General features: G+C 69.3%; 14 protein-coding genes. 6 read left to right on the top strand and 8 right to left on the bottom strand.

The window, feature by feature from the left end:
• Genes RS83_RS17545 through RS83_RS17535 form a run of 3 tightly spaced genes read right to left on the bottom strand, consistent with a single transcriptional unit; the run spans position 1 to position 2,905 of the window.
• The gene (locus RS83_RS17545; protein ID WP_045280708.1) at positions 1–1,122 is read right to left on the bottom strand and encodes an Mrp/NBP35 family ATP-binding protein; all 1,122 of its coding nucleotides are present in this window, start codon (positions 1,120–1,122) and stop codon (positions 1–3) included.
• Positions 1,119–1,637 carry a DUF1003 domain-containing protein gene (locus RS83_RS17540; protein WP_045280707.1) on the bottom strand — a complete coding sequence of 173 codons (519 nt, stop codon included), beginning with the start codon at positions 1,635–1,637 and terminating at the stop codon, positions 1,119–1,121. Before RS83_RS17540 ends, RS83_RS17545 begins: the two co-directional genes overlap by 4 nt.
• Positions 1,637–2,905, bottom strand: a complete 1,269-nt coding sequence (locus RS83_RS17535) for a magnesium transporter MgtE N-terminal domain-containing protein (RefSeq protein WP_045280706.1) — start codon at positions 2,903–2,905, stop codon at positions 1,637–1,639. The genes RS83_RS17540 and RS83_RS17535 overlap by 1 nt, the downstream gene beginning before the upstream one ends.
• Before the next feature lie 87 nt (positions 2,906–2,992).
• On the opposite strand from RS83_RS17535, the gene RS83_RS17530 reads away from it, so the two are divergent.
• Genes RS83_RS17530 through RS83_RS17520 form a run of 3 tightly spaced genes read left to right on the top strand, consistent with a single transcriptional unit; the run spans position 2,993 to position 4,979 of the window.
• Positions 2,993–3,703: a general stress protein gene (locus RS83_RS17530; RefSeq protein WP_045280705.1), complete on the top strand. Its 711-nt coding sequence runs from the start codon at positions 2,993–2,995 to the stop codon at positions 3,701–3,703.
• Positions 3,700–4,329 carry a DUF4870 domain-containing protein gene (locus tag RS83_RS17525; protein ID WP_156153245.1) on the top strand — a complete coding sequence of 210 codons (630 nt, stop codon included), beginning with the start codon at positions 3,700–3,702 and terminating at the stop codon, positions 4,327–4,329. Before RS83_RS17530 ends, RS83_RS17525 begins: the two co-directional genes overlap by 4 nt.
• On the top strand, positions 4,326–4,979 hold the full coding sequence (locus tag RS83_RS17520; protein WP_052679169.1) for an alpha/beta fold hydrolase: 654 nt from the start codon (positions 4,326–4,328) through the stop codon (positions 4,977–4,979). The genes RS83_RS17525 and RS83_RS17520 overlap by 4 nt, the downstream gene beginning before the upstream one ends.
• Here the strand turns inward: RS83_RS17520 and RS83_RS17515 are convergent.
• From RS83_RS17515 to RS83_RS17505, 3 genes are read right to left on the bottom strand one after another with little or no spacing between them, the layout of a single operon-like run.
• Positions 4,966–5,880: a phosphotransferase gene (locus tag RS83_RS17515; RefSeq protein ID WP_045280704.1), complete on the bottom strand. Its 915-nt coding sequence runs from the start codon at positions 5,878–5,880 to the stop codon at positions 4,966–4,968. The genes RS83_RS17520 and RS83_RS17515 overlap by 14 nt on opposite strands.
• A 10-nt stretch (positions 5,881–5,890) precedes the next feature.
• A complete protein-coding gene (locus RS83_RS17510) occupies positions 5,891–7,300 on the bottom strand; it encodes an aminopeptidase P family protein (protein WP_045280703.1) in 1,410 nt (469 codons plus the stop codon).
• A 37-nt stretch (positions 7,301–7,337) separates the two neighbouring features.
• The gene (locus tag RS83_RS17505) at positions 7,338–8,360 is read right to left on the bottom strand and encodes an endonuclease/exonuclease/phosphatase family protein (protein WP_045280702.1); all 1,023 of its coding nucleotides are present in this window, start codon (positions 8,358–8,360) and stop codon (positions 7,338–7,340) included.
• A 100-nt stretch (positions 8,361–8,460) separates the two neighbouring features.
• Here RS83_RS17505 and RS83_RS17500 point away from each other — a divergent pair, with 100 nt between their 5' ends.
• Together RS83_RS17500 and RS83_RS17495 are read left to right on the top strand one after the other, a co-directional pair.
• The gene (locus RS83_RS17500) at positions 8,461–9,336 is read left to right on the top strand and encodes a PHP domain-containing protein (RefSeq protein ID WP_045280953.1); all 876 of its coding nucleotides are present in this window, start codon (positions 8,461–8,463) and stop codon (positions 9,334–9,336) included.
• Between the two features lie 72 nt (positions 9,337–9,408).
• Complete coding sequence (locus RS83_RS17495; RefSeq protein ID WP_045280701.1) at positions 9,409–10,338, top strand: DUF817 domain-containing protein; 930 nt, start codon at positions 9,409–9,411, stop codon at positions 10,336–10,338.
• Between the two features lie 16 nt (positions 10,339–10,354).
• Here the strand turns inward: RS83_RS17495 and RS83_RS17490 are convergent, their stop codons facing one another.
• The gene (locus tag RS83_RS17490) at positions 10,355–11,869 is read right to left on the bottom strand and encodes a DEAD/DEAH box helicase (protein ID WP_045280700.1); all 1,515 of its coding nucleotides are present in this window, start codon (positions 11,867–11,869) and stop codon (positions 10,355–10,357) included.
• A gap of 195 nt (positions 11,870–12,064) precedes the next feature.
• On the opposite strand from RS83_RS17490, the gene RS83_RS17485 reads away from it, so the two are divergent.
• The gene (locus RS83_RS17485; protein WP_045280699.1) at positions 12,065–12,778 is read left to right on the top strand and encodes a ferritin-like fold-containing protein; all 714 of its coding nucleotides are present in this window, start codon (positions 12,065–12,067) and stop codon (positions 12,776–12,778) included.
• Here the strand turns inward: RS83_RS17485 and RS83_RS17480 are convergent.
• A complete protein-coding gene (locus RS83_RS17480; RefSeq protein ID WP_045280698.1) occupies positions 12,775–13,308 on the bottom strand; it encodes a hypothetical protein in 534 nt (177 codons plus the stop codon). The genes RS83_RS17485 and RS83_RS17480 overlap by 4 nt on opposite strands.
• Between the last annotated feature and the right edge of the window lies 1 nt (position 13,309).

Here is a 13,309-nt window from a genome sequence, read left to right as displayed (position 1 = left end):
TCACCGAGGAGACAGCGGCAGGGAGCGTCCGGCGAGACTGCGGCCGCGTCGTGACAGGGTCCTGGCGACAGCCCTGATTGCGGTGGCTGCGGCATCCGTCGGATCGCCGAGCACCACGGGCTCACCCGCATCGCCGCCGGACCTGAGCGCCGGGCTCAGGGGGATCGATGCGAGCATCGGCACGACGTCACCCGATTCGGACAGCGCCTCGGCGACCGCCGTGCCGCCGCCGGAGCCGAAGAGATCGATCACGGTGCCGTCCGGCAGCGAGAACGCCGCCATGTTCTCGATGACGCCGATCACGCGCTGCCCGGTCTGGCGAGCGACCAGCCCGCTGCGGATCGCGACGTCGGCGGCGGCGGTCTGCGGTGTGGTGACGACGAGCACCTCGGCGTGCGGCAGCAGCTGTCCGATCGAGATCGCGATGTCGCCGGTGCCCGGCGGCATGTCGATCAGCAGGATGTCGAGGTCTCCGAAGAACACATCGGTGAGGAACTGCGAGACGGTGCGGTGCAGCATCGGCCCGCGCCAGGCGACGACCGCCTCGCCGTCGCGCAGGAACATCCCGATCGAGATGGTCTTCACGCCGTGCGCGACCGGGGGCAGCATCAGGTCGTCGATGCGCGTCGGCTGCGTACCGGACGGGATGCCGAGGAGCCCGGGGATCGAGAAGCCGTGCACATCGGCGTCGACGAGCCCGACCGCGAGCCCCTGCTCGGCGAGCGCAACAGCAAGATTCGCGGTGACGGTCGACTTGCCGACGCCGCCCTTGCCGCTCGAGACCAGGATCACACGGGTGAGCGAGTCGGGGCCGAACGGCATCTGCCGCGCAGGGCGTCCGTCACGCAGCTTCTCGGTGAGCGCCTTACGCTCGGCAGGTGTCATGACGCCGACCTCGACGTCGACCTCGTCGATTCCGGCGACGGATGCCGCTGCGTTGCGGACGTCGGTCTCGATGCGATCGGCCGCTGGGCAGCCGACGATGGTCAGCACGATCCCCACGTTCGCGCGCCCGCCGTCGACCGTGATGTCGCGGACCATGTCGAGATCGCCGATCGGACGCCGGAGCTCCGGATCGGTGACGGCTGCGACCGCCGCACGCACGCTGTCGGCGGTGGTCATGCTGAGGCGCCGTCGGAGGACGGCTTCTCGTTCGATTCCTCGAGCTCGGCGAGCAGTGCTTTCAACTCATGCCGCAGCACATCGCGCGTCACGACCTGCGAGTTGCGCTCTTCGAGAGACAGGCGCAGAGCGACGATCTCGCGGGCGAGGTATTCCGTGTCCGCGAGATTGCGCTCCGCACGCTGACGGTCCTGTTCGATCTGCACCCGGTCGCGATCGTCCTGACGGTTCTGTGCGAGCAGGATGAGCGGTGCAGCGTAGGAGGCCTGCAGCGACAGCATGAGGGTCAGAGCGGTGAAGCCGAGGGCGGCATCGTCGAAGCGCAGCTCGTCCGGCAGCAGGGTGTTCCACATGATCCAGAGCACGCAGAACATGGTCAGGATCAAGAGGAACGCCGGGGTGCCCATCGCGCGGGCGACCCACTCGGTGAAGCGGCCGAAGCGGTCGCGCGAGGTCGGACGGACGCGAGTCGTTCCGCGACCGAGGGGCGCATCGAGGCCGGGGGAGCGGGCCATCAGCGCACCTCCTTCGCGGGCGCGATGTTGTCGTCCTCGTCGTGCGAGCGCCAGTCGTCGGGGAGCAGATAGTCGAGCACATCGTCGATGCTGATCGCGCCGACCAGTCGGTGCGCCACATCGATCACGGGAAGCGAGACCAGGTCGTAGCTCGCCAGCATCCTCGCGACCTCGGCGGCGGATGCCGTGACCGGCACCGGCTCCAGACTGTCGTCCATGATCGCGCCCAGACGCTCATGCGGCGGGTAGCGCAGCATCCGCTGGAAGTGCACCATCCCGAGCAGACGCCCGGTCGGCGTCTCGAAGGGCGGGAGCGTGACGAACACGGCGGCCGCGAGCGCCGGGTGCAGTTCATGTCGACGGATCAACGCGAGCGCCTCGGCGACCGTGGCGTCCGCCGACAGGATGATCGGCTCGGGCGTCATCAGACCGCCGGCGGTGTCCGGCGCATAGCGCAGCAGCATCCTGACGTCCTCCGCCTCTTCCGGCTCCATCAGCTCGAGCAGGTGCTCCAGGCGATCGGGCGCGAGCTGGGCGAGCAGGTCGGCCGCGTCATCCGGCTCCATCTGGTCGAGGATGTCGGCGGCGCGCTCGTCGCCGAGACGGTCGAGGATGTGCACCTGCTCGTCCTCCGGCATCTCCTCCATGGCGTCGGCGAGACGATCATCGGAGAGTTCCTCTGCGACCTCGATCATGCGCTGCTGCGGCAGGTCGAGGAGCGTGTTCGCGAGGTCGGCGGCGTGCAGTTCGGAGTATGACGCGACCAGTTGCTCCGCGGACTGCGATTCGCCCGGGGCGCGCTGCTCGGCGACCTCGCTCCACGCGGCGAAGGTGGTCGGGCCCTTCGCGAACGGCGAGGCGCTCGTCTTGGGGCGACGGAGGAAGAGCTGGCTCACTGCCCATTCGCCGAGGCGGTTCGGCTCGATCGCGACGTCCTCGATCACGCCGGTTCCGGTGCCGTCGGCGAAGGTCACGCGGCGCCCGAGCAGCTCGGCGAGCACCCGCACCTCTCCGGCGCGTGGCGAGAAGCGGCGCACATTGATGAGACCGGTGGTGATGACCTGCCCGGAACGGATCGACGTGACACGGCCGATCGAGAGGAACACCTGCCGGCGGCCGGGGATCTCGACGACGAGTCCGATCACGCGCGGCGCCGCGGTACTTCGGTACACGATGACGACGTCACGGACCTTGCCGAGCCGGTCGCCCACGGGGTCGAAGACGGCGCAACCTGCCAGGCGCGCGGCGAATACCCGTTGTGTGCTCACGCTTCCAGCGTAGTGCGCGGGGGTCGTGGTGACCTCCCCGTCGTCGGTTCCCGACGCCCGGCTGGTGGGGCGTGGAAGAATAGCCGGATGAGCATGCTCAATCGACCAGCGAACAGCAACGACACCGGCGAGATGGTCGCGTCGATGCGCGACTACGAGGCGGCCCAGAAGACCGTCTCCAAGCTGATCGCGGGGGAGGTGCCGGCGCGCGACATCGCGATCGTCGGCCAGAGCGTTCGCACCATCGAGCGCGTCACCGGCAAGCTCGGCTACGCAGCAGCCGCTCGCTCCGGCGCGATCAACGGCGTGCTGATCGGCCTGTTCCTCGCGGCGATCCTCGTGCTGGGCAACCCCGAGGTGCCGATCCAGCTCTTCGTCGGGTTCGTCTTCATCGGTGTCGCTGTCGGGATGCTGTTGAGCCTCGTGACCTACGCGATCGTTCGCCGTCGCCGCGACTTCGCCAGCGTCACGCAGTTCGCCGCCGATCACTACGAGGTGACGGTGATGCCAGCGTCGCTCGGCAAGGCACGTCAGGTGCTCGGAGCCGTTCGGCCGGAGCCGGTACGTCCGCCGGTCAACCTCGACGAACCGCCGCGCTACGGCGAGCGGATCCCTGTCGGGGGTGTCGGGCAGCCTGCCGGCGGTGCTCCGGTGCCGCCCCGTCCGGCAGCGCCTCCTGCCGCCGCGCCCGCTCCCGCCGTTCCGCCGGTTGCCCCTGAACCCACCAGCGCGCCGATTCCCGAAGGCGAGCCCGGCGCCGTGACCGGCCCGGAGGGTGAGCAGGGCGCGGCTCGATGACCACTCCCGCCGATCCCGCGCCCGAACAGCGGTTCGCCGGTCCCGCGGCTCCGCCGCCGCCGCCTCCCGCGGCTTCGGCGCCGATGACGCCGCCCATGGTGCCGGCCCACCAGGCACCGGCCTATCAGGCGCCGGCATTCCAGGCACCCGGTTCGCCCTCTCCGGCGCCCGGGTACATCGCACCGGGATATCCGGCACCGGGCTACCCGGCACCGGGATATCCGCCGGTCACGCCGCCGCGCGGGCTCCTCCCGTGGGTCCTCGGTTTCCTGATCTTCATCCCGTTCCCCTTCCTCGGCGGGTTGGCCTCCGGCATCGCCATGGCGGTGAGCGGTGGAGCGTCCAGACGTGCCGGCGGCCCCGCCCGCGAGAACGCCCGCTCCGCGCTGAACTGGGGCCTCACCTACCTGATGATCTCGACGCTGCTGCTCGTGCTGCACGTCGTCGTGCTCTTCTCGCTCTCCGGAAGCTCGGGCGCGACCGGCTTCTTCCCGATCGGCATCCCGATCACGATCTACTTCGCGATCTCGATCGTGCACGTGGTGCTCGTGATCATGGGAACTGTGCGCGTCTCGTCCGGTGCGGCCATGCGCGTGCCCTTCGCCATCCCGTTCCTCCGAGCGTGACCGTCCAGGTCACCGTCGAACTGCCCGCGGGGACCTCGACGGCCTCGGGGGACTGGACGCCGGGCACGAACGGCGAGATCGTGATCATCGCGCACGGAGCCGGGGCAGGGAAGGATCACCCGTTCCTGATCGGCTTCGCAGAGGCGCTCGCCGCCCTCGGGTTCTCGACGCTCCGCTTCAACTTCCCCTACGTCGAACAAGGGCGCCGTATGCCGGGGCCCGCTGCGCATGCCGTCGCGACGTGGAACGCGGTGGTCGAGTTCGCGCGCGCGATCGACCCCGCTGCTCGCATCTGGGCGGTCGGCAAGTCCTACGGCGGCCGGATGGCGTCGATGGCGGTCGCAGAGGGACTCTCCGTGAACGGTCTCGCATACCTCGGCTACCCGCTCCATGCGCCAGGCAAGCCCGAGAAGCCGCGCGCCGAGCATCTACCGGCCATCGTCGTTCCGCAGCTGTTCGTCGAGGGCTCGAACGACCCGTTCATCCAGCCGCTCGAGCAGTTCGAAGGCGTCGTCGAGACCTGTCAGGATGCGCGCGTCGCGTGGATCGACGGCGGTGGGCACAGCTTCGAGATCAAGGGTGTCAAACGGTCGGCGGCCGAGGCGGGGGCTTCCATCGCGCCGATCGTCGCTGCTTTCATCCTCGGCTGAGCAGCGCCGACAACTCCGCATCGGCGAGCAATCGCCTGATCGTCGAGAGACCGAGTGCAGCCATCGCGGGATTCGACCGTTCGTAGTACCAGCCGAGCCCGATCGCCTGCTGCAGCGCCCAGGCAGCGCCGCGGCGCCACTCGATCTCGGTCGCAGCGACACGATCGCGCAGGAGCGCCCGCGGCCCGGAATCGAACAGGTGCCAGGCGCCGACGAGATCGAGCGCTCGGTCGACCGGGCCGAAGCTCCCGCTGTCGAGCACGCCGGCGAGTCGGTCGTCTCCCGATCGCCGCTCGACCAGCAGATTGAAGGGGGTCAGGTCGCGGTGGCTCATCGCATCGGGTCCTGATCGCGGGAGGTCGTGGAGCGCCTGCCACAGCGCCGCGGTGCGCGAGACGTTCAGCAGATGCCCGCTCTTCGACAGGCAGGTGTCGACCCACGCGTCGTGATCGCGGAGATCACCGCCCCTGCCCTGTCCGTCGAACACACGGCCGTCCGCCTCGACCGCACGCAGCGAGAGGATCAGCTCGGCGAGGTCGATCGCCAGCGATGGCGAGCCGGTGTGCGCGTCGAGTCGGGCGGTCTCACCCGGCACCCACGTCTGCATCGTCCACGCGGACGGATAGCGCTCGCTCCCGCTGCCGATGCCATAGGGGCGAGGCGTCGGAAAGGGGCAGACTGCGGCGAACGCGCTCATGGCTGCGGCCTCCGCGGCGAGGTCCTCACGCGTCGCGGCCGCCAACGGGAACCGCGCGACGAGGTCCACGCCGACGCGGACGATCGTGTTCACGGTGCCGGCAGCGTGCACGCGCCGCAGGCCCTGACCGCCGAGTTCCGGGAAGGAGTCGGCGATCAGCGCCCGTGCGAGCTCGTCGTCGAGCGTGAGCTCGCCCTCGTGCATGGGGGTGGGATCAGCGCTGCGTCCGCGCGATCCATGCCTCGACCTCGTCAGCGGTGCGCGGGATGTCGGCGGAGAGGTTCACCGGGCCGTCCTCCGTCATCAGGATGTCGTCCTCGATGCGCACGCCGATGCCGCGCAGCTCGGCAGGAACCGTGAGGTCGTCGATCTGGAAGTACAGGCCGGGCTCGATCGTGAAGACCATGCCGGGAGCCAGGATGCCGTCGTAGTACATCTCCCGTCGGGCCTGTGCGCAGTCGTGCACGTCGATGCCGAGGTGGTGGGAGGTGCCGTGCACCATGTAGCGGCGGTGCTGTCCGCCCTTGTCGGCGTCGAGGGCTTCGTCCGCCGTCACCGGCAGCAGACCCCACTCGGCGACGCGAGCGGCGATCACGGTCATCGCAGCGGCGTGCACGTCGCGGAAGCGCACGCCGATCTGCGCGGCGGCGAAGGCCGCATCCGCAGCCTCGCGCACGGTCTCGTAGACCCGGCGCTGCACCTCGGTGAACGTGCCGGAGACGGGGAGCGTGCGGGTGATGTCCGCGGTGTACAGGCTGTCGGTCTCGACGCCCGCATCGACCAGGATCAGGTCTCCGGGGACCACCGTGCCGTCGTTGCGGGTCCAGTGCAGGTAGCACGCGTGCGAGCCGGAGGCGGCGATCGTGTCGTAGCCCTCACCGTTGCCGTCCTCGCGGGCCCGGCGGTGGAAGACGCCCTCCACGACGCGCTCACCGCGCGCATGCGCGACGGCCGCCGGCAGTTCGCGGATGATGTCGTCGAAGCCGTTCGCCGTGATCTCCACAGCGCGGCGGAGTTCGGCGATCTCGTACTCGTCCTTGATCAGACGCAGCTCGGAGACCACCCGGGTGAGATCCTCGCTCTCGTCGAGCACGAGCTCCCCCTCGACCGGGGCGAATGCGGCGAGGTGGTCTGTCGCGATGCCGAGATCTGCTGCGACGCCGGCGAGCGAAGGGCGCGGTCCGATCCAGAACTCCCCGACCGTCGCGTCCGCATAGAACTCGGTGGTGGTGCGGTCGGCGCGCTCACGGAAGAACAGCGTGATGTCGTGGCCGCCGTCGGTCGGCTCGAAGACCAGCACGGAGTCGGGCTCGGAGTCGGAGGCCCAGCCGGTCAGGTGCGCGAACGCAGAGTGCGCGCGGAACACGTAGTCGGTGTCGTTGCTGCGCTGCTTGAGCGAGCCGGCGGGGATCACCAGACGAGTGCCGGGGAACGCGGCAGAGAGGGCAGCGCGGCGCACGGCCGCATACGCAGCCTGCGGGCGCGGGGCGGGGAGCGTCTCAGGGCGTTCGGCCCAGCCGGTCGAGATCGTGTCGAGGAAACCGCGGGGGAAGGGCTGCTTGCGGTTCGTGGTGCTGTTCTCGACGGTGGGCTCGGCGATCGTGTCGCGTTCTGCGGTGCTCATCCCTCCAGTCTGTCACCTGGTGGCTGCGGGCGGGAGCTCAGCCGGCCGGCTCGAGCTGCACGACGAGCGCACGGTGGTCGCTGCCGGCGGCGTCCTCACGGACGATCGATCCGGTCGGCGTCCAGTTCGGCGATGCCATCACGTGATCGATGGGGGCGCCTGCCAGGGCAGGGAGCGAGCTCGGCCAGGTACCGGCGAGCCCGTTGCCGGTGCGAGAGGCCACGTCACGGCAGTAGCCCATGTCTCCGCCGTCGACACCCAGCGTCGCCATGTGGTCGATCGTGGCGTTGAAGTCACCGGCGAGGATCACGTCGCCCTGCGGGCACTGGTCGGCGATCCAGTCGAGGTCGGACTTCCACTGCTCCATCTCCTCCATGCGAGGAGCGACCGCGTGCACCGCGACGATGGTCGGGCCGGTGCCGTCGATCGGCATCAGCACGACGCTCGGCACCGAGCCGGTGTTGCTCGAGCCATCCTCCGATGACTGGATCACCGAGTACTCGCCGAGTTCGGGCGAGACGAGCACGGTGGTCTGCCAGGACTGCGGGCCGTCCTGCACATCGGGACGGAACTGCACATGGTGCACCCACATCGGATGCCCCTGCTCGCGCAGCATGATGGCGATGCGCTCGCCGACGGCCTCGGTGGTCTCGGGGAGAGCGACGATGTCGGCACTCTGGTCGAGGATCTCCTGCGCGATGGTCTCGGCGGAGACGGCTTCTCCTGCGGTGTTCCAGGTGAGCACGCGGACGCTGCTGTCGGTCTTCTCCGGCAGCGCGGTCGTGCCGAAGCCGCGAGTCGCCCCGATGATGCCGGATGCGCCGGCCCCGAGCAGCGCGATGATCAGCACCGAGGCGGCGAACCCTCGCAGCGGACGGATGAGCAGGAGCAGCAGCGCGAGCACCGCGACCACCAGCAGACCGCCGATCACCAGGCCGCGCACAGACACCAGCTGGGCGAACGGATAGGTCTGCTCCAGACGGAAGAACTGCGGCCACACCAGCACCGCCGTCGCGATCGCGAGCAGCACGGTGAACAGGATCCCCAGGAGTCGAAGCATCCCCTCCAGGGTAGGAGAAGTGGCTGTGAAGTCCCTGCCTCGCGCGGCCGTGGTCGGGGTGTTCGCGTCCGCCGTGCGCGACGCTCGGTACGCTCGGAGGATGGCCGAAGATCACCCCCGCCGGTTTGCGGGTCCAGCAGACCTGCACCTGCACTCCAACCACTCCGATGGCACGGAGGCCCCCGGCGAGGTGATCCGGCAGGCCCACGCGCACGGGCTGCGCACGGTCGCCCTCACGGATCACGACCGGACGAGCGGGTGGGGCGAGGCCGGCGAGGCAGCCGGGATGCTCGGAATGACGTTCCTGCCCGGCATGGAGCTCTCGGCGAAGCACGAGTGGCGCAGCGTGCACGTGCTCGGGTACCTCTTCGATCCGGACGACGCCGCGCTGCGTGCCGAGACGGAACGCATCAGGGAGGACCGGATCGGTCGGGCCGAGCGCATCGTCCGCAACATCGGCCGCGACTACGACCTGCAGTGGTCGGATGTGGTCGATCAGACGGTGGGGGATGCCACGGTCGGCCGCCCGCATATCGCCGACGCGCTGGTCGCCAGGGGGATCGTCGCGGACCGCAGCGCCGCCTTCGACGGCATCCTGCACCCGCGTGAGGGGTACTACGAGCCGCACTACGCGCCCGACCCGCTGACCGCCGTGCAGCTGATCGCGGATGCGGGGGGCGTGGCGATCATCGCCCACCCCGTGACCTCCGGCCGGGATCGGATGATGCCGGTGCCGTTCATCGAGCGACTGATCGCCGCCGGACTCGCCGGCTTCGAGATCGACCACCGCGAGAACACGGAGGCGGGGAAGCGGCTGCTGCGGGAGATCACAGCGCGGCACGACCTGATCGCGACCGGATCGAGCGACTACCACGGCTCGGGCAAGCCCAACTGGCCGGGTGAGAACACCACGACGGACGACATGGTCGAGCGGATCATCGCGCGTGCCACCGGCACTGCTCCGCGATACCCCTGACCTGCCGACGCACGGCGATCTGTCGGCCGGCTCCCTGCTCGTTCGCCGGGAGCCGCTGATACGTTCCGAGGCATGCAACGGGCGACCTCTCTCGAACTCCGCGTCGACGCCATCGCCCATCGGCTGCTGCACGACGCTCCGGCGAACGGCGTCCGCGCCGCCCTGATCGAGGTGGCGGTCTTCCTGCTCAAGCAGGCGTGGGCGTGCATCTTCGGCGCCGCGCTGCTGGCGGTGATCGTCGCGGCGCGGTTCTGGTATCCCGACGATGCCGCGGTCGCGCGCAACGACGCCCTGACGATCGCGGCCGTGGTGATCCAGCTTGGGATGCTCGTGTTCCGCCTCGAGAGCGGACGCGAGCTCTGGGTCATCGTGCTGTTCCACCTCACCGGCACCGTGATGGAACTGTTCAAGACCGACGTCGGATCGTGGGCGTATGCCGCGGACGGCATCCTTCGTATCGGTGGCGTCCCGCTGTTCAGCGGCTTCATGTATGCCGCGGTCGGCTCGTACATGGTGCGCGTGTATCGACTCTTCGATCTCGGGTTCGACCGGTATCCCCGTCGGTGGCTCACGGCGGTCGTGGCCGCGGCGATCTACCTGAACTTCTTCACGCACCACTTCTGGTGGGACGTGCGGTGGGTGCTGCTCGCCGCGGTGGTGGTGCTCTGGGCACGCACCGTCATGCACGCTCGGGTCTGGCGGCGGACACTGAAGCTGCCGCTGCTTGCGGTCTTCGCCGGTGTCGCGGGGTTCATCTACCTCGCGGAGAACATCGGCACCTGGGCCGGCGCCTGGATGTACCCGGACCAGGCGGACGGCTGGCAGCTGGTGTCACCGAGCAAGCTCGTGTCGTGGTTCCTGCTGATGATCATCTCGGTGGTGCTGGTCACCTGGGTGTACCCGCCGCAGGTGCCGGCGTCCATGCTGTCCGACGGTCGTGGCAGCCACAGGACGCGGAGAGACGACAGAGGGGCGGATGCCGCAGCATCCGCCCCTCTGTGATGTCGATCAGACTCGATCAGGCCCCGACCGCCGGAGCGGCTCCTGCGCCGGATCCGCCGCGACGACGACGGCGACGACGCGCCGGCGCCGGCTTTCCGTCGTGGTGCTCCTTGCCTGCCCCGTCGTGCGTGCCGGCGCCATCGGCGCTGCGGTCGGCAGACTGGTTGTCGCCCTCGCCCGAGTTCTCGGCGGGAGCGCCATCGGCGAACGTCGAGCCGACGGGGTTCGAGCCCCCGCGACGGCGACGCCGACGACGAGTGCCGCCTTCATCGGTGCCCTCTTCAGCGGCATCCGCAGCCCGCTCGGGGCGAGGGGTGCGCGGCGGCTTCGCCTCGGCCTTGGGAGCCGTCGTCAGCCGGCCCTTCGTGCCCTGGGGGATGTCGAGGTCCTCGAACAGCTGCGGGCTCGACGAATAGATCTCCACCGGCTCTGGCTGACCGAACTCGAGCGCGCGGTTGATCAGGGCCCACTTGTGCAGGTCCTCCCAGTCGACGAAGGTCACCGCGATGCCCGTCTTCCCGGCGCGGCCGGTGCGGCCGGCGCGGTGGAGGTACGTCTTGTCCTCGTCGGGGATCGTGTGATTGATCACGTGCGTCACGTCATCGACGTCGATACCGCGGGCGGCGACGTCGGTGGCCACGAGGACGTCGCGCTTGCCCGCCTTGAACGCCGCCATCGAGCGCTCGCGCTGATCCTGGCCCATGTCGCCGTGCACGCCACCGACGTTGAATCCGCGGTCACCGAGCTCGTCGACGAGACGCTGCGCCGCACGCTTGGTGCGCGTGAAGATCACGGTCTTGCCGCGACCCTCCGCCTGCAGGATGCGGGCGATGATCTCGTCCTTGTCCATCGAGTGCGCGCGGTAGACGAGGTGCTTGATGTTGGCCTGCGTGAGGCCCTCGTCGGGATCGGTCGCGCGGATGTGGATCGGGTTGGTCATGAAGCGACGCGCCAGCGCGACGATCGGCCCCGGCATCGTCGCCGAGAACAGCTGCGTGTGGCGGACCGCGGGGACCTTCTGGAAGATCTTCTCGATGTCGGCCAGGAAGCCGAGGTCGAGCATCTTGTCGGCCTCGTCGAGCACGACCTCGGTCGCGTTGGAGAGATCGAGCAGACGCTGACCTGCGAGGTCGATCAGACGGCCGGGGGTTCCGACGACGATCTGCGCGCCGGCCTTGAGCTGGTCGATCTGGCCCTCGTACGCCTTGCCGCCGTAGATCGCGACGACGCTGGTGGAGCGGTTGCTGGTGAGCAGGTCGATGTCCTCGTAGACCTGCACCGCGAGCTCGCGGGTCGGGACGACGATGAGGGCCTTGACGCCGTGCTCCGGGTCCTTGCCGAGACGCTGGACGACCGGGATGCCGAAGCCGAAGGTCTTGCCCGTTCCGGTCTTCGCCTGGCCGATGATGTCCTGGCCGGGAAGACCGAGGGGGATGGTCTGCTCCTGGATGGGGAATGCGTCGACGATGCCCTTCGCGGCGAGCGCGTCGACGATGTCCTGATCGACTCCCAGATCAGAGAAAGTAGTCACTGTATTCAGATTGCCTGTCCGGCGATCTCGCAAAGACCGCCACGTAAACGATCCACGCCGTCTCTTGTGCCACAGGCGCGGGCCCCGCTCCGACGGCGGGGACACGCCCAGCCTACCCGAGGGGGTGCGGAGCGCCGGAAGAGGCCTGCCGCACGAGTATTGTGAACGACGGAGCGAACTGGGTAGGGAGGCCTCGTGGTCAAGTGGTTCTGGCAGCGCGATGATGCCCCTCGGCGAACCCTGGCACTGCGCAGTCGCGGCGACCAGGGCGACGCGACCCGCGTCGACTTCGCCGAGCTGGCCCCCGAGCTGCCGCGGTTCCTCGGCCAGGCCGCCTATCTGCAGCTGGGCTATTTCGAGACGCTGACCCGTCTGATCCGCGCGACGCCGGAGCTCTCCGAGAAGGAGTCCCTGTCACGGGCGGCTGGGGCGACGCTCACGAAGCACCGCGCGATCGTCGAGCTGATCACCGAGCGCGGCGACGACCCGACACAGCTGATGCTGCCGTTCCGGGAGAACCTCGACGCGTTCCGGCGCAAGACGATCGGCGCCCGTCCGCGTGAGACGCTTCTCGCCGTGTACATCACGGCCGGCATGCTCGACGACTTCTATCTCGCGCTCGCCTCCAGTTACGGGGAGCCAGGACGACAGGTCGCATCGATCCTGCGCGAGGACGACGCGCGTCACGAGATCGTCGCGATCATCCAGGAGACGATCGAGAGCGACGAGGAGTGGCGGTCCCTGCTGTCGATGTGGGCGCGACGTCTGGTGGGTGACACGATCCTGGTGTGCCGCTCGGCGCTGCGACCCGAACTGCTCGCCGTCGACGAGGAGCGCATCGAGCCGGTCTACACCGAGCTCATGGGCGCCCATGCTCGTCGCATGGACGCGATGGGGCTCGCCTCCTAGCGAGCTCGGCCAGGTCGCGCGGTGTCTCGGATCTGCGGTTCCGAGAGCCGTTCGAGTCGGCGTGTGAGTCGCCACGCGATGACGAGCGGGATCGCCCCGAGCACGCCGAACGAGATGTCGATCAGCTGCCAGCCGAGCGGGATGCCACGGATGCTGCCGGCGATCACGGCGAGCGGCACGATGCCGATGCAGGCGATGACGCCGAACTGCGTGACCCAGATGTTGCGCACCGGGTCGATGAGCGGACCGATGAACACCACGGCGAGCACGAGGTGCGCGTAGGCGAGCCAATCGGTGCCGTAGGAGATGAACGGGTATCGCCCGTCGACATCGGTCAGCGCGGCCGCGACGCGGTCGACCCAGCCGACCGCGTCGGGGAACCACGAGACCATCGGCGTGGAGTGCAGCAGCTCGGAGCCGAACGTGAGTTCGGCGCGAAGGGGGAAAGCGGTCACGCCGCTCACCACGAGACCGAACATCAGGATCGCGATGCAGATCCTGATCCACCGCAGGGTGCGCGCCGCGCTCATC

It is taken from the genome of Microbacterium oxydans (assembly GCF_000956525.1).
GTDB classification, from domain to species: Bacteria; Actinomycetota; Actinomycetes; order Actinomycetales; family Microbacteriaceae; genus Microbacterium; species Microbacterium oxydans_A.
The sequence above is the reverse complement of the archived record's forward strand: the minus strand, read 5'-3'. Positions and strand labels throughout refer to the sequence as shown.

Excerpts from the sequence above, each read along its gene's own strand:
- RS83_RS17545 (WP_045280708.1), bottom strand. The coding sequence starts at position 1,122 with ATGACCACCGCCGACAGCGTGCGTGCGGCGGTCGCAGCCGTCACCGAT.
- RS83_RS17540 (WP_045280707.1), bottom strand. The coding sequence starts at position 1,637 with ATGGCCCGCTCCCCCGGCCTCGATGCGCCCCTCGGTCGCGGAACGACT.
- RS83_RS17530 (WP_045280705.1), top strand. The coding sequence starts at position 2,993 with ATGAGCATGCTCAATCGACCAGCGAACAGCAACGACACCGGCGAGATG.
- RS83_RS17525 (WP_156153245.1), top strand. The coding sequence starts at position 3,700 with ATGACCACTCCCGCCGATCCCGCGCCCGAACAGCGGTTCGCCGGTCCC.
- RS83_RS17515 (WP_045280704.1), bottom strand. The coding sequence starts at position 5,880 with ATGCACGAGGGCGAGCTCACGCTCGACGACGAGCTCGCACGGGCGCTG.
- RS83_RS17510 (WP_045280703.1), bottom strand. The coding sequence starts at position 7,300 with ATGAGCACCGCAGAACGCGACACGATCGCCGAGCCCACCGTCGAGAAC.
- RS83_RS17505 (WP_045280702.1), bottom strand. The coding sequence starts at position 8,360 with ATGCTTCGACTCCTGGGGATCCTGTTCACCGTGCTGCTCGCGATCGCG.
- RS83_RS17500 (WP_045280953.1), top strand. The coding sequence starts at position 8,461 with ATGGCCGAAGATCACCCCCGCCGGTTTGCGGGTCCAGCAGACCTGCAC.
- RS83_RS17495 (WP_045280701.1), top strand. The coding sequence starts at position 9,409 with ATGCAACGGGCGACCTCTCTCGAACTCCGCGTCGACGCCATCGCCCAT.
- RS83_RS17480 (WP_045280698.1), bottom strand. The coding sequence starts at position 13,308 with ATGAGCGCGGCGCGCACCCTGCGGTGGATCAGGATCTGCATCGCGATC.